15 protein-coding genes are annotated in these 15,486 nt (G+C 59.9%); 9 read left to right on the plus strand and 6 right to left on the minus strand.

The window, feature by feature from the left end; all coding sequences use genetic code 11:
- Positions 1-190: 190 nt before the first annotated feature.
- From I6L32_RS17650 to I6L32_RS17675, 6 genes are all read right to left on the minus strand, one after another.
- The gene (locus I6L32_RS17650; RefSeq protein WP_151027405.1) at positions 191-412 is read right to left on the minus strand and encodes a DUF2835 family protein; all 222 of its coding nucleotides are present in this window, start codon (positions 410-412) and stop codon (positions 191-193) included.
- 67 nt (positions 413-479) lie between these two features.
- Positions 480-3,104, minus strand: a complete 2,625-nt coding sequence (pepN, locus tag I6L32_RS17655; RefSeq protein WP_216944270.1) for an aminopeptidase N — start codon at positions 3,102-3,104, stop codon at positions 480-482.
- A 129-nt stretch (positions 3,105-3,233) separates the two neighbouring features.
- Complete coding sequence (gene prc / locus I6L32_RS17660) at positions 3,234-5,249, minus strand: carboxy terminal-processing peptidase (protein ID WP_202014834.1); 2,016 nt, start codon at positions 5,247-5,249, stop codon at positions 3,234-3,236.
- An 8-nt stretch (positions 5,250-5,257) separates the two neighbouring features.
- The gene (gene proQ, locus I6L32_RS17665; RefSeq protein WP_010674770.1) at positions 5,258-5,902 is read right to left on the minus strand and encodes an RNA chaperone ProQ; all 645 of its coding nucleotides are present in this window, start codon (positions 5,900-5,902) and stop codon (positions 5,258-5,260) included.
- Between the two features lie 101 nt (positions 5,903-6,003).
- Entirely contained in the window at positions 6,004-6,462 is a 459-nt protein-coding gene (locus I6L32_RS17670) for a GAF domain-containing protein (RefSeq protein WP_134997857.1), read from the minus strand.
- Positions 6,463-6,570: 108 nt separating this feature from the next.
- Complete coding sequence (locus I6L32_RS17675) at positions 6,571-7,029, minus strand: hypothetical protein (protein ID WP_216944271.1); 459 nt, start codon at positions 7,027-7,029, stop codon at positions 6,571-6,573.
- 279 nt (positions 7,030-7,308) lie between these two features.
- On the opposite strand from I6L32_RS17675, the gene ccoN reads away from it, so the two are divergent.
- The 9 genes from ccoN (at position 7,309) to I6L32_RS17720 (ending at position 15,468) form a co-directional block, all read left to right on the plus strand.
- Positions 7,309-8,733 carry a cytochrome-c oxidase, cbb3-type subunit I gene (gene ccoN, locus I6L32_RS17680; protein WP_010674773.1) on the plus strand — a complete coding sequence of 475 codons (1,425 nt, stop codon included), beginning with the start codon at positions 7,309-7,311 and terminating at the stop codon, positions 8,731-8,733.
- Positions 8,734-8,751: 18 nt separating this feature from the next.
- The gene (ccoO, locus tag I6L32_RS17685) at positions 8,752-9,366 is read left to right on the plus strand and encodes a cytochrome-c oxidase, cbb3-type subunit II (protein ID WP_010674774.1); all 615 of its coding nucleotides are present in this window, start codon (positions 8,752-8,754) and stop codon (positions 9,364-9,366) included.
- A gap of 11 nt (positions 9,367-9,377) precedes the next feature.
- Entirely contained in the window at positions 9,378-9,557 is a 180-nt protein-coding gene (locus tag I6L32_RS17690; protein ID WP_010674775.1) for a CcoQ/FixQ family Cbb3-type cytochrome c oxidase assembly chaperone, read from the plus strand.
- Positions 9,557-10,546: a cytochrome-c oxidase, cbb3-type subunit III gene (ccoP, locus tag I6L32_RS17695; RefSeq protein ID WP_039040785.1), complete on the plus strand. Its 990-nt coding sequence runs from the start codon at positions 9,557-9,559 to the stop codon at positions 10,544-10,546. Before I6L32_RS17690 ends, ccoP begins: the two co-directional genes overlap by 1 nt.
- Before the next feature lie 113 nt (positions 10,547-10,659).
- On the plus strand, positions 10,660-11,148 hold the full coding sequence (locus tag I6L32_RS17700) for a FixH family protein (protein ID WP_216944272.1): 489 nt from the start codon (positions 10,660-10,662) through the stop codon (positions 11,146-11,148).
- A gap of 88 nt (positions 11,149-11,236) precedes the next feature.
- Entirely contained in the window at positions 11,237-13,633 is a 2,397-nt protein-coding gene (locus I6L32_RS17705) for a heavy metal translocating P-type ATPase (RefSeq protein ID WP_216944273.1), read from the plus strand.
- 134 nt (positions 13,634-13,767) lie between these two features.
- The gene (gene ccoS / locus I6L32_RS17710; RefSeq protein ID WP_201888749.1) at positions 13,768-13,974 is read left to right on the plus strand and encodes a cbb3-type cytochrome oxidase assembly protein CcoS; all 207 of its coding nucleotides are present in this window, start codon (positions 13,768-13,770) and stop codon (positions 13,972-13,974) included.
- The gene (locus tag I6L32_RS17715) at positions 13,958-14,644 is read left to right on the plus strand and encodes a sulfite exporter TauE/SafE family protein (protein WP_124243798.1); all 687 of its coding nucleotides are present in this window, start codon (positions 13,958-13,960) and stop codon (positions 14,642-14,644) included. The genes ccoS and I6L32_RS17715 overlap by 17 nt, the downstream gene beginning before the upstream one ends.
- Before the next feature lie 68 nt (positions 14,645-14,712).
- Positions 14,713-15,468, plus strand: coding sequence for an FNR family transcription factor (locus I6L32_RS17720; protein WP_041215139.1), 756 nt, complete (start codon positions 14,713-14,715; stop codon positions 15,466-15,468).
- Positions 15,469-15,486: the final 18 nt, after the last annotated feature.

The following is a 15,486-nucleotide window of genomic DNA, read 5'->3' on the forward strand; positions in this document are numbered from 1 at the left end:
ATGGCTTGGATCAAGGAAGGCGAGCAAAGGTGATAACGGGATGTTAAAAACAAGGGGCAGATCACGGCTTGGGTTGTGATAAATTTTGCCAAGTTGGCAAAATTCAGAAAATCGCACTGGATGCCGCGCCATTTACCGGATAGATAGTGACTTAAAGCAGATATTTACCCGGATTGATGTTCAAGTTTTGTTAATTTATGCGTTCCAGGGAAATGAAGCGATGATCGTCCTGGGTTTTCAGTCGAAAGTAGCCGTGAACACCGCTCTCCGACACAAAACGCCGGATTTTCTCCAACCCCAGCTCCAGAGTCAGACCCTGCTCGGTACGTACCACCAGGCGGCTCACCTGTCCCTGGTACATCAGCATGATCTCGTCGCGGCCAAGGGAGAGCCGAAAAGTGTATTGCCTCATGTCACCTCCTGGTCATCCATGAAAAACGGGCAGGAGAGCCAGGCTCCCCTGCCCGCCGTCGTGGCGCTTACTGTGCCAGCGCCTTGCTCACCTTCTCGAACAGATCCCGCGCCAGCCCGTCCAGGTTGGCCAGGCGGGTCAGCTCGGCGCGAACCAGCGCCTTGCGCCCCTCATCGAGCCGCTTGAACTGGATAAGCGGGGTGATGAGGCGGGACGCCACCTGGGGATTGACCTCGTTGAGCTCGATCAAGAGATCGGTCAGGAAGCGATAGCCGCTGCCATCGGCGGCGTGGAACTGCACCTGGTTGTTCATGGCGAAGCTGCCGATGAGCGCCCGCAGCCGGTTCGGGTTGCGGATGCTGAAGGTCGGGTGCGCCATCGCCTGCTTCACGTCATGGAGCACATCTTTGGCCGGCTTGGCCCCCACCAGCCGCAGCCAGTTGTCCAGTACCAGGCCATCATGGGCCCATTTGCCTTCGAAGTCGGCCAAGAGCGCGGCGCGGCACGGCAGCAGATGGCTGTTGGCCACCTGGAGCGCCGCCAGGGTGTCGGTCATGTTGTCGGCAGCCCCGTACTGCTCGCGCACCAGAGTATCGGCCTTCGCGGCATCCAGCGCCGCCAGATAACCCAGCACCACACCCTTGAGGGCCCGCTTGGCCATGTCGGCATGGACCACCTGATAAGCAGGCAGACGCAGGCTCTCGTAGCACGCCAGCAGGCGGTCACCAAAGGCGTGGGCCAGAGCAGTCTGAATGCCGTTGCGCACCTGGTGGATAGCGTCGATGTCGGCCACCTCGAACAGCTCGGCCAGGGTCGCCTCCCCCGGCAGGGCCAGGATCTCTGCCTTGAGGGCGGGATCCAGTGCAGCCTCGTCCAGAATGGCGACAAAGGCCGCCAGCAGGGTGTGGGAGAGTTCAATCCCCTGCCCGTGCTGGACCCGGGCAACCCCGTCGATCACCGCCTTGTTGATCAGCATCTGGGCGGCGTCCCAGCGGGCAAACTCGTTGCGGGCATGGCGCATCAGGAAGGCCAGGGCCTCGTCGCTGTAGTCATAGTGCAGCTTGACCGGGGCGGAGAAGTCCCGCAGCAGGGAAGGTACCGGTCTGACCGGCACCCGATCGAATTCGAAAGTCTGCTGTGCTTCCAGCACGTCCAGCACATTGCCAATGGCCTTGCCCTGGTATTGCAGCGCAATAACGGCACCCTGCTCATCGTAGAGCTCGATGTCGAGGGGGATATGCAGCGGCAGCTTTTGTGGCTGATCCTGGGTCGGCGGCGTGTGCTGGCTCACGTGCAGACGATAAACACCACTTTCGGCATCGTACTCGTCGGTCACGGTGAGCTCGGGGGTGCCGGACTGGCTGTACCAGCGGCGGAAGCGAGCGAGATCCACCCCGGAGGCATCCTCCATCGCCTGCACGAAGTCGTCACAGGTGGCGGCAGAGCCGTCGTGACGCTCGAAGTAGAGTCGCATGCCCGCCTGGAAGACGTCCTCCCCCAGCAGGGTGTGCATCATTCGGATCACTTCAGAGCCCTTCTCGTAGACGGTCAGGGTGTAGAAGTTGTTCATCTCGATCACCACATCCGGGCGGATGGGGTGGGCCATGGGGCCGGCATCTTCGGCAAACTGCGGACCACGCACGGTGCGCACGTTGTTGATGCGGTTGACGCCGCGCGACCCCAGATCGGAGGAGAACTCCTGATCCCGGAACACCGTCAGCCCCTCTTTGAGGCTTAACTGGAACCAGTCGCGGCAGGTGACGCGGTTGCCGGTCCAGTTGTGGAAGTATTCGTGACCGATCACCCGCTCGATGCCGTGGTAGTCCGCATCGGTGGCAGTGGCCGGGTTGGCCAGCACGAACTTGGAGTTGAAAATGTTGAGCCCCTTGTTCTCCATGGCCCCCATGTTGAAGAAGTCCACCGCCACGATCATGTAGATGTCGAGGTCATACTCGAGGCCGAAACGCTGCTCGTCCCAGCGCATGGAGTTGATGAGGCTCTCCATGGCGAAACCGGCGCGGTCCAGGTTGCCCTTGTCCACGAAGATCTCGAGCGCCACCTGGCGGCCGCTTTTGGTAATGAAGTGGTTGCGTTCCACATCGAAGTCACCGGCCACCAGGGCAAACAGGTAACTCGGTTTGGGGAAGGGATCCTGCCACTGCACGAAGTGGCGACCGTCGTCCAGATCGCCGCTCGCGACCTTGTTGCCATTGGAGAGCAGATAGGGGTACTTGGCCTTGTCGGCGGTGATGCGGGTACTGTAACGGGCCAGGATGTCCGGCCTGTCCATGTAATAGGTGATACGACGAAAGCCCTCGGCCTCGCACTGGGTGCAATAGGCATCGCCGGATTTGTAGAGCCCCTCCAGCGCCGTGTTGGCGGCGGGATCAATGTCGGTGACCACGGTCAGCACGCACTCGGCCGGCAGGTTGAACAGGGTCAGGCAGCTCTCTCCCTGCTCGTATTGCTGATAGGGCACGCCATCCACACTGACGCTGACAAGGTCAAGCCCCTCGCCGTCCAGCACCAGGGGTTCGTTGTGATCGCCGCTGCGACGCAAACGGGAGATGGCGGTGACCCGGGTCAGGGGCTCTTGCAGCTGAAAATCGAGATCCAGGCTGTCACACCAATAGAGGGGAGCCTGGTAATCCTGGCGATATTTGGCCGTCATGGCCTGAGGTTGTTCAGTCATTATTGTGTGCTTCCACGCTTTGTTATTGACGTGTCAGAGGCTGTCACAAGGCTCGGACAGGGTCAAATAGTTTGCATTCAGGCAAAAGAAAGGGCGACCCGAGTCGCCCTTGTCATTCCGTTGCCAGCATCAGCTCTTCTTGCTGAGGGTGGCCAGATCCGCCGTGATGTTGGCCGCTTCCACCTGGTATTCGTCAGGTGCCTCGAAATCGGTCGGCAGTTCATCCAGGCTCTTCACCGTCGGCTTGCCAAGACGGGTCAGCCGCTCGTTGGCTCGCGCCAGCGCCTTCTCGTCCTGTTTGGCCTGTTCACCCAGCCGCTCGGCTTCGTTCAGGGAGACCGACTTCTTGTCCTTGTCCGCCTGATACTCCTTGATGTCCTGCAGCACATAGGCAAATTCCGGATCCTTGGTGATCCGTGCCTCGTGGGCCGCTTTCAGCTTGGGCAGCAGGCTGGAGAAGTCCCCCAGTCGCTCGTAGCTGGCCGAGGCAATCTTGTCCCAAGGCAAGGCGTTGAACTCGCGGCTCTCCCCCGTCTCACCCGGCGCCACTGCGGTCGGGAAGGCGATATCGGGTGCAACCCCCTTGTTCTGGGTGCTGCCGCCATCGATACGGTAGAACTTGGCGATGGTGTACTGCACGTGACCCAGCGGCTGCTCGTAAAAGTCATAGACCTTTGCGAGGCTGCGATGCTGCTGCACCGTCCCCTTGCCGAACGAGTTTTCGCCGAGGATCAGCGCACGACCATAGTCCTGCATGGCGGCGGCGAAGATCTCGGAGGCCGAGGCGCTGTAGCGGTCGATCATCACCGACATGGGGCCACCGTAGTAGACATTGCCGTCGTCGTCGCCATTGACGGTGATGCGACCCATGTGATCACGGATCTGCACCACGGGGCCGCTGGCAAAGAAGAGACCGCTCAGGGCGGAAGCTTCCGTCAGGGCACCGCCACCGTTGCCGCGCAGATCGACGATGAGGCCGTCGATCTTCTGCTTGTTGAGGCTGGAGATCTCCTTGATCACGTCGTCGTGCAGGTTGACGTAGAAGCTCGGGATCTCGAGCACGCCGATCTTCTTGCCCTCGGCGGTGATCACCTTGGACTTGGCGGCTCTGTCTTCCAGACGCACCTTGTCACGCACCAGCTCCACCAGCTCGGTCTTGGCGGTCGCGCCCTTGCCACGCTGGATCTCCAGCTTCACTTTGCTGCCCTTGGGCCCCTTGATGAGCTCGACCACGTCGTCAAGACGCCAACCTATGACATCCACAATCTTGCCGTCGTCCTGCCCCACCCCGGTGATCTTGTCATCGGGTTTCAGGTGATTGGACTTGGCCGCCGGGCCGCCTGGCACCAGGGAGCGGATGACGGTAAAGTCATCTTCCGCCTGCAACACGGCACCAATCCCCTCCAGCGAGAGGTTCATCTCGGTGTTGAACCGATCGGCGCTGCGCGGAGACAGATAGCTGGTGTGCGGTTCGATGGCGCGGGCGAAGGAGTTCATGAAGAGCTGGAACACGTCCTCGCTCTCGGTCTGGGACATCCGCTTGATGGCGTTGTTGTAACGCTTGCCAAGCAGCTCCTTGATCTCGGGCCACTCCTTGCCGCTGAGCTTGAGGCTCAGGGCATCGAACTTGACCCGCTGACGCCACAGCTCGTTGAGCTCGGCTTCATCCTTGGGCCAGGGAGCCCCTTCCCGATCGAAGACGTAATTGTCTTTCTGGGTAAAATCGAAGGGAGTGTCGAGCAGTTTGAGGGCGTATTCGAACCGCTCGTACCGCCGCTGCTGACTCAGGTTGAACATCTCGTAGGCCGGAGCCAGTCGCCCTCGCTCGAGGTCGGTGTCAAAACCGGTACGATATTTCTCAAAACGGCTGATGTCAGAGGCCAGAAACAGGTTGCGGCTGTAGTCCAGATTCTCCAGATACTTGTCAAAGATCACGGAGGAAAAGGCGTCGTCCAGCTTGAACTGTTTGTAGTGGGAGCGGGTAAACAGATTGGCAATTCGCTTGCTGGCCGTAGCATGTTGGCTCTCTTGAGCCAACACAGGCAAATCACTTTCCTTGAGCACCGGCTCGATGGCCTGTGCGAGCCCGGCAAGCGCCAGGCTACAGGCAACGAGTGAAAAACGAATCACGCCATGCTTCAACATTCGTCTCCTTAGAGAACCAGATGCTCGAACTTGACCCGCAACATCATGCCGGTCTGCAATTGAACCTGTACGTCATCCTTGGTCACTTCCTTGATGGTCGCAGGCACGGGGGACTTGCCCAGCACGACGCGCACGCCCTGCTCGACTTTCAGAGTAGCGGCATCCACTTTCACCAGCGGCGCATCGGCGACCGGTGCAGCCTTGGGAGCAGGGGCGGACTTGGGCTTGTCGGAGCGGGGAGCGTCAGCCTTGCGCGGCGCGTTGCGACGCGGCTGCTTGGGCTTGTCTTCCTTCTCCTTGGTGTTGGTGCGGCGGCTGGCAAAGACACGTTCCTTGCTCTCCTTGAGCGCCTGTTTGGCATGCTCGATGTGCTCTTCGGTGAGCAGCTCGCCCGGGTTGCCGTCCAGATCGACACGGGCCTGGCCAGCCTTGAGGCCATGCAGGTAACGCCAGCTGGAGGTGTATTGACGCAGAGCAGAGCGCAGCATGGTCTTGGAGACTCTCTCGTCATCAGCAAGACGCGCGGCCAGATCCTGGAAGATGCCAATCTTGAGTGGCTTGGCCTCTCCTTCAGCGATGAAGCAGGCCGGGAATTTCTCGACCAGGTAGGCGACGATCTCTTTACTGTTCTTCAGCTTTTCAGTGTTTTCCATGTATAACCTTGGCTTTCATATAGACGCACGGGCATGCCCGAACACAACAAAGGCCCCATTATAGAGAGCTTGGGACCTTTTGCGAACCATCTAGCAATGACTTAGAGCATGCTTTCCAAAATTTGCACCGTTTCTTCGAGGCCAATCCGGTCCTGCTCGTCAAAGCGGTTAAAGATTGGACTGTCGATGTCCAGCACCCCGATGATCTCCCCGCCACGGCGCAGCGGGATCACGATTTCCGAGTTGCTGGCACCGTCGCACGCAATGTGCCCCGCGAACTGGTGCACGTCGTCCACCAGCTGGGTCTTGCCCTCGGCAACCGCAGTGCCACAGACGCCGCGCCCGATCGGGATGCGCACACAGGCCGGCTTGCCCTGGAACGGGCCGAGCACCAGGGTCTCGCCCTGCAGCAGGTAGAAACCAACCCAGTTGATGTCAGCCAGTTCCTGATTGAGCAGGGCAGACAGGTTTGCCAGGGTGGCGATCATGTCGGGTTCGCCCTCCAGCAATGCCTGGGCCTGCTGGTTGAGCGTGCGATAAAATGCTTGTTTTTCAATCATGATTAAATGAACTTCACTCCTTGATAATCAATGCAAGGTACCGTCCTGCCTGAAAATTTCAAATCAATTTTCAATTATCCCCCCTCCTGGGGCTCGATGAGAGTCCGTTCAACGTGCCGCGCCCAACGTCAGTTGATGGCGCTGGCCATTGCTCCACTCGATGGTCAGGAGCCAGTCCATCGCCTCGGTCGTACAACTTCCCACCTGGATCACCCCTCGCCACCCCGTTTGGTTGGGTTCAAACAGCACGGGGATGAGCCCCATGAACATCTCCTTGCCCTCGAGCCAGGCCTTGACCGGCGTGATGGCCGGCACACCCCCTTGAAGGCGCAGGACAAAGTCATGTTCAGGGCGGATCGGCAAGCCATCGATGCTGACCGTCAGCGGGCGATCCCCGACGATGAGGCGGCAGGGGCTGTGGGACAGATCACAAATCTGAACATTGGTGCCCTCTGCATGGTCGCTTCCTGCGCCTGAAAACCAGGTTCGATAGGCCATCAGGGAGAGCAAAATGACCAGCACCATGGACAGGTGGACGATTTTGCGTGAAGTGAGTCTCTCTTTCATGAAAAAACAGCTCTGTAAGGTACTTTGAAAATGTAATTTTCGTGATCTGGCGCAAGGTAAAAACTGGCGGACATGAGACCCGCTGGAGCCAAATATATCACTGTTTGTACTGTTATTTTACCGGTCATTTCAGTATCATTCTCAATGGATTTTCATTTAACCACCTTTTGCTTTTCCTTTTATTAACAGATGTTAACGAGAGGATTTTGCAAAACCGGGGTGAAAATGGCCCAGGACACCGGGCAACACAAACAACAGCATCGGAAGCGGAATACAACGATGAGCCATACAACAAACCACCCTGAGTACAACTACACCGTTGTGCGCCAGTTCACCGTCATGACGATTGTTTGGGGTATCGTCGGCATGTCGGTGGGTGTATTGATTGCAGCCCAGCTGATCTGGCCTGCCCTCAACTTCGACACCCCCTGGCTGACGTACAGCCGTCTGCGTCCCCTGCATACCAATGCGGTCATCTTCGCATTTGGTTGCAGCGCCCTGATGGCCACCTCCTTCTACGTGGTGCAGCGCACCTGCCAGGTCCGACTGTTTGGTGGTCCCCTCGCCTCCTTCGTGTTCTGGGGCTGGCAAGCGATCATTCTGTCTGCAGCCATCTCGCTGCCGCTGGGGTACACCACCTCCAAAGAGTACGCCGAGCTGGAGTGGCCCATCGACATCGCCATCGCCGTGGTCTGGGTGAGCTATGCCATCGTCTTCTTCGGCACCCTGGTCAAGCGCACCACCTCCCACATCTATGTGGCGAACTGGTTCTTCGGTGCCTTCATCATCACGGTGGCCGTACTGCACATCGTCAACAACATGGAAGTGCCGCTCTCCGGCATGAAGTCCTACTCCATGTACTCCGGTGCCATGGATGCCATGGTGCAGTGGTGGTATGGCCACAACGCGGTGGGCTTCCTGCTGACAGCGGGCTTCCTTGGCATGATGTACTATTTCGTGCCCAAGCAGGCGGGTCGCCCCGTCTACTCCTACCGCCTCTCCATCGTGCACTTCTGGGCGCTGATCTCCCTCTATATCTGGGCCGGTCCGCACCACCTGCACTATACCGCCCTGCCTGACTGGGCCCAGTCGCTGGGCATGGTGATGTCCCTTATCCTGTTCGTGCCCTCCTGGGGCGGCATGATCAACGGCATCATGACCCTCTCGGGTGCCTGGCACAAGCTGCGTTATGACCCCATCCTGCGCTTCCTGATCGTCTCCCTGTCGTTCTACGGTATGTCGACCTTCGAAGGCCCTATGATGGCGATCAAAACCGTCAACGCCCTCTCCCACTACACCGACTGGACTATCGGTCACGTTCACTCCGGTGCCCTGGGCTGGGTTGCCATGGTGTCCATCGGTGCCGTCTACCATCTGATCCCGAACCTGTTCGGGCAGGGGCGCATGTACAGCATCAAGCTCATCAACGTCCACTTCTGGCTGGCCACCGTGGGCACCGTGCTCTATATCGTCGCCATGTGGATTTCCGGTGTGATGCAGGGCCTGATGTGGCGTGCGGTCAACGATGACGGCACTCTGACCTACAGCTTCGTGGAGGCGCTGCAAGCTTCCTATCCCTTCTACTTCGTGCGCTTCCTGGGTGGCTGCTTCTTCGTCACCGGCATGCTGCTGATGGCCTACAACGCCTACCGCACCGTCACTGCGCCCAAGGGTTCCCTGGAACCCGTCGCACAGCCAGCCTGATTTGAAGGGGTTTAAAGCATGAGCAACAACAACCGTCACGAGATTTTTGAAAAAAGCGTCCCCATGCTGGTCATTGGCATCATCTTCGCCATCAGCCTGGGGGGCCTGGTGGAAATCACCCCCCTGTTCTTCCAGAAGCAGACCAACGAGCCGGTGGAGGGCCTCAAGCCCTACACCGCCCTGCAGATGGAAGGACGCGACATCTACATCCGCGAAGGCTGCACTGTCTGCCACAGCCAGATGATCCGCCCGTTCCGCGCCGAGACCGAACGCTACGGCCACTACTCGGTTGCCGGCGAGAGCGTGTGGGAGCACCCCTTCCTGTGGGGCTCCAAGCGTACCGGCCCGGATCTGGCCCGGGTCGGCGGCCGCTACTCCGATGACTGGCATCGCGCCCACCTCATCAACCCGCGTGACGTGGTGCCCGAGTCCAACATGCCGGCCTTCCCCTGGCTCGAGACCAATGTGCTGAGCGGCGAGCTGACTGGCAAGAAGCTGGCTCTGTTCCGGGATCACTTCGGCGTGCCCTATACCGATGCCGACATCGCTGGCGCCGGTGAGGCCGTCAAGGGCAAGACCGAGCTGGATGCGCTGATCGCCTATCTGCAATCACTGGGCCATGCCCTGAAATAAGGAGTCGGGATATGGATTACGGCACATTTCGCGGCCTGTACACCCTGCTGCTGATGGTCATCATGATTGGCATCATCGTCTGGGCCTACAGCAAGCGCCGCAAGGCTTCTTTCGACGAGGCCGCCAACCTGGTTTTTGCCGATGACGAGCAACCCAGTGCTGATAACAAGAACGCAGGAGCGAAGCAATAATGAGCACTCTGTTTAGCATTTTTGTGACCGTCATAAGCCTTGGCACCATTCTCGGCTGCTTCCTGCTGCTGGCCTGGTGCATGAAGGACAAGATGGGGGCCGAAGAGGGCAAACCCATGGGTCACACCTTCGACGGCATCGAGGAGATCAACAATCCCCTGCCGAAGTGGTGGTCCTATATGTTCCTCTTCTTCATCGTCACCGGGCTCATCTACCTGCTCGCCTTCCCGGGCCTTGGCAACTTCAAGGGTCTGCTGGGCTGGCAGAGCTCCAACCAGGATGTGCGTTCCCTGGCCGAGTCCAAGGCGGCGGCCGAGTCTGCCAAGGCCGAAGGACGCGCGGTGGAATACGACCGGGAACTCGCCAAGGCCGACGAGATCTACGGCGCCAAGTTCCGCGAGCTGACCTATCAGGCTGACGGCAAGAGCTACAAGGAGATCACCGAGATCGCCAAGGATCCGGAAGCCTTGAAGGTGGGTCAGCGCCTGTTCCTGCAAAACTGTTCCCAGTGTCATGGCTCCGATGCCCGCGGTGGCCGCGGTTTCCCGAACCTGACCGACAGCGAATGGCAGTGGGGCGGCGCACCCGACCAGATCAAGACCACCATCATGGGGGGTCGTCAGGGGATCATGGCAGCCTGGGGCGAGATCCTGGGTCAGGACGGGGTGAAGGAGGTGGCCTCCTATGTGCTGAGCCTCTCCGGTCGCAAGGTTGATCTGGTGGAAGCCAAGAAAGGGGAAGCACGCTTTGCCATGTGCGCCGCCTGCCACGGTCCGGATGCCAAGGGCGGCATCGCCTTCGGCGCACCGGATCTCACCAACAACATCTGGCTCTATGGCGGCTCCCGTCAGGTGGTCGAACAGACCATCACCCACGGGCGCCACGGCGTGATGCCGGCCTGGAAGGACATTCTGGGGGAAGACAAGGTACATCTGCTCGCTTCCTACGTTTACAGCTTGTCCCACAACGATCGGCAAAATCAGCAGTAACATGTGATAAGCACGTGATTAATCAGCAAAAAGCCTCGACTCTTCGAGGCTTTTTGTTATCTTGTGTTGGCTGAATTACCGCCATTTCGTTAACCATTTGTTTCGGTAGCATCATGACTCAACCCTGGTATCGCCAATTCTGGCCCTGGTTCATCATCGCCCTCCCCTGCGCCGCCGTGGTAGGCAGCATCGCCACCGCCATCATTGCCAGCAAGGATGGGGTCAACCTGGTGGCGGAGGACTACTACAAGCAGGGTAAGGAGATTAACCAGGATCTCAGCAAGTTCGATCGCGCCGAGGCGCTCGGCATCCGTATCGCCCTCAATGCCAGCGACAAAGAGCTGACCTTGACTCCCCTGGCAGGGAAGATCCCACCAGGACAAGCACTGCACCTCTCCCTGTTTCATCCCACGTTGGCGGGCCTGGACAGCGAACATCTGCTGACGGCCGATGGCAAGGGAGTCTATCGCCTGATGCTCGACAAGCCCCTCACCGGCAAGTGGCACGTGCGGGTCGATGCCTTCAACCATGAATGGCGCCTCCAGGAGACGGCACAACTGCCGACTCAGGCAGCGATTGAGCTCGATCCCAAGGGACGTTGAATCACGAAGGCAGGGTGATCGGCACGCCGGTCAGCCGCCCTTCTCCCCGACCCGGCCTGCAGGGCTGCATCAAAGAGGGATGATCACCATGACCGGCTGTTTTCACTGTGGTGAACCGGTTCCCACTGGCAGTAACTTTACTCTCGAGATCAAAGGCATCGTTCAGCCGATGTGTTGCCCTGGCTGTCAGGCCGTGGCACAGACCATTCTCGAATGCGGCCTCGCCAGTTATTACGAACACCGCACCGCTCCCGGCATCAAGGGGGAACTGGTGCCCGAAGAGCTCGCCGCCCTCACCCACTACGATCTGGCGGAGGTGCAGCAGGAGTTCGTCACCGACACCGGTACGGGTCGCGAAACGACGCGCGAGATCCAACTGACAGTGGAAGGTTTGACCTGCGCCGCCTGTGCCTGGCTCATCGAGCGGCACCTGATGACCCTGCGCGGTCTGCGTTACATCAACGTCAATACCACCACCCATCGCGCCCGCATCAAGTGGGATCCGGCCCAGCTCTCTTTGAGCGACATTCTCAAGGGCTTTGCCAGGGTCGGCTATCGCGCCTATCCCTTCCAGACTCATCAGCAGGAAGCGCTCTACGCCAAAGAGGTGCGCAGCTACATGTTCCGCATGGCGCTGGCCGGCCTTGGCTCCATGCAGGTGATGATGTGCGCCGTGGCACTCTACATGGACCTCTTCATCAGCGTGGAAGAGGAGTTCATGATCTACTTCAAGTGGATAAGCCTTCTGCTCTCCACCCCCATCATGATCTACTCGGCCCAGCCTTTTTACGTGGGGGCATGGCGCAGCCTGAAGCAGGGGCACCTCTCCATGGATGTGTCGGTGTCGCTGGCACTGATCGGCGCCTTCGTCGCCTCCATCTGGGCCACGGTCTTCAACACGGGTGAGGTCTATTACGACTCCATCACCATGTTCGTCTTTTTCCTGCTGTTGGGCCGTCTGCTGGAACTGCGAGCGAGGCGCAAGGCGTCGGAGTCGAGCTCCAACCTGGCGCGTCTGGTGCCCATCATGGCGACCCGCATCGATGATGACGGCGAACACGAGGTGGCCGCCAAGACGCTGCGAGTCGGAGACAGGGTGCGGGTACTCGCGGGGGCCACCCTGCCGGCAGACGGCATCGTCACCTTGGGCCAGGCCAGCCTCAACGAATCCATGCTGACTGGCGAACAGTTGCCTCTGCTCAAGCAGGCCGGGGATCCCGTCTATGCAGGCACCATCAATACCGATGCCCCCCTGGAGATCCGGGTCAGCCATCCCATTGAAGAGTCGCGTCTGGCCCAGATCATGCGCCTGCAGGATCATGCTCTGGACGACAAGCCCGCCATCGCCCAACTAGCGGACGTGCTGTCGCGCCACTTTATCCTGGTGCTCCTGATCATTGCGGCCGCGGTCTGGACCTTCTGGCATTTTCATCAGCCCGAACGGGCCTTCTGGGTCACCCTGGCGGTGCTGGTGGCGACCTGTCCCTGCGCCCTCTCGCTGGCCACCCCGACCGCACTGACCTCGGCCACTGCCAACCTGACCCGCAGCGGCATCCTGCTGCGCCGCGGCAACGTGCTGGACATTCTGACCCGGGCCAACCGCATCGTGATGGACAAGACGGGGACTCTGACCACGGGCAACATCAGCCTGATGAGCATCCAACCCCTCGGCGAGCTCGACGCAACCCGCTGCCTCGCACTCGCCCAGGCCCTGGAAACCTACTCCGAGCATCCCATCGCCCGTGCGTTTCGAAGCAAACCACTGGCGGACGGGGTGCAGCTCACCGCCAGCGACGTCACCCCCGTCATCGGCCACGGCGTGCAGGGGGTGATTGAGGGCAAACATTACCGCATCGGCAGTGCACGCTGGCTCGAACTGGCGCAAGAAGAGAATGCCGCTCAAGGACTGGCCATCTATCTGGCCGATGAACACGGACTGCTGGCCCGTTTCATCCTGGCCGACACGCTGCGCCCCGATGCCGGTGCACTGATCCAGGCCTTCAAGGAGGCAGGTCTGCAAACCACCATTCTCACCGGCGACGGTTCGGACCAGGCGGACATGCTGGCCCGCGAGCTGGGGGTCGATGAGCTGGTAAAAGGGGTCACCCCGGACGGCAAGCTGGCCTATCTCAAGGCCCGGGAAGCGGCCGGGGATATCAGCATAATGGTGGGAGATGGCATCAACGACGCCCCTGTGCTGGCCGGCGCCCACGCGTCCTTTGCCATGGCGGGGGGCACGGATCTGGCCAAGAACAGTGCCGACGCCATCCTGCTGGCCGACGATCTCTCCCGTCTGCTGGCCGCCCGGGCCCTGGCCCTGCGCACTCGCAAGATCATCAAGGAGAACTTTGCCTGGTCCATCGGCTACAACCTGCTTGTGCTGCCGCTGGCGGCAAGTGGCTGGCTCCCCCCTTATCTGGCGGCTGCTGGCATGTCCCTGAGCTCCCTCATCGTGGTCACCAACTCCATGCGGCTCAATCGATGAGCAAGCGGGGAAAACGCTGAACATGTGGCCTGCCACCGATGCAGGCCACATATTTCACTGATAGCGGCTGGTCCCCTGCTCGAACAGGGTTACCATAGGGGTCGATTGCCACGGATGAATGCAAGGTAGCTTCCATGAACATCATTTTTGTCCTGATCCCCATCGCCATCCTGTTCGTCATCATCGCGGGGGCCGTCTTCTTCTGGGCCATCCGCTCCGAGCAGTTCGAGGATCTCGACAGGCAGGGCTCCAACATCCTGTTTGACGAGGAGCAGCGCCCCTTGCCCCCCCCTGAACAACAAGCAGAACAGGAAAGCAAGCCTCATGACCAGCAGCCTTGACCTCATGGGCGCCCTGCTGGTCGGGCTTGCCGGTGCCGGCCACTGTATCGGCATGTGCGGCGGCGTGTCCGCAGCGCTCTCCATGGCCATACCTGCCGAGAAGCAGCATTTTTGGGGCCGACTCGGTTATCTGCTCAACTACAACCTGGGGCGCATCCTGAGCTATGTGCTGGCGGGCGCGCTGGTGGGTGGTTTGCTCGCCACCACCACGGAGATAGGCGCTGGCAAACACGCCTTGGCAGGGCTTCGCTTCATCGCCGCCCTGCTGATGATAGCGCTCGGCCTCTACTTGGCTGGCTGGTGGCATGGCGTCTTGCTGCTCGAGCGCATCGGTGCGAAGTTCTGGCATCTCATCAAGCCGCTGGCAGGCAGGTTTCTCCCGTTTACATCAGCCTGGCAGGCCCTCCCCTTTGGCATGGTCTGGGGCTGGCTCCCTTGCGGCCTCGTCTACTCCATGCTGACCTGGAGCGCTGCCGCAGGCTCCGCAAGTGGCGGGGCACTCATCATGCTCTTTTTCGGCCTCGGCACCCTGCCGACCCTGTTTGCGCTGGGGGGGCTGGCAGACCGATTGCGCTACTGGCTCACCCTGCGCAGCCTGCGCCTTGGGGGCGCCTTGCTGCTTATTGCCTACGGGATCCACACCCTCTGGATCGGGATGGCGTCCTTTTGAAACCCTATCCAAAACGGATGAGATGGTGGTAAACTTGTTTGATATAAATCAATTATTCATTTGAGCCTATGATCCCGGACAAGAAACCTGGCAGACGTATTCAGAGCGGTGGCTGTGCAATTCATTGCCAGGATTGCAGCATCAGCCAGCTCTGCATCCCCTTCACCCTGAACGACAACGAGCTCGATCAGCTCGACAGCATTATCGAGCGCAAAAAGCCGATCCAGAAGGGTGAAGAGTTGTTCAAGGCCGGCGATGAGCTCAAGTCGCTCTATGCCATACGTTCCGGGACCATCAAGTCATACACCATCACCGAACAGGGTGACGAACAGATCACCGCCTTCCACCTCGCCGGTGATCTGGTCGGTTTCGACGCCATCCACAAGCAGGCCCACCCCTCCTTCGCCCAGGCGCTGGAAACCGCCATGGTGTGCGAGATCCCGTTCGATGTGCTCGACGACCTCTCTGGCAAGATGCCCAAACTGCGCCAGCAGATCATGCGGCTGATGAGCAACGAGATCATGGGCGACCAGGAGATGATACTGCTGCTCTCCAAAAAGAACGCCGAAGAGCGCCTCGCTGCCTTCCTGCACAATCTCTCGGTTCGTTTCTCCGAGCGCGGCTTCTCCGCCAAGGAGTTCCGCCTCTCCATGACCCGTGGGGACATCGGCAACTACCTCGGTCTCACCGTCGAGACCATCAGCCGCCTGCTGGGCCGTTTCCAGAAATCCGGTCTTATCAGCGTCAAAGGCAAATACATTACTGTACTGGACAACGTTGCCTTGGGCGTCATGGCCGGAGCCACTCGTCCTCCCTGCGGTTAATCCCCGTTTATTTCCTCT

Origin of the sequence: Aeromonas sp. FDAARGOS 1402, from assembly GCF_019046925.1 — a bacterium.
Classification (GTDB): domain Bacteria; phylum Pseudomonadota; class Gammaproteobacteria; order Enterobacterales; family Aeromonadaceae; genus Aeromonas; species Aeromonas caviae.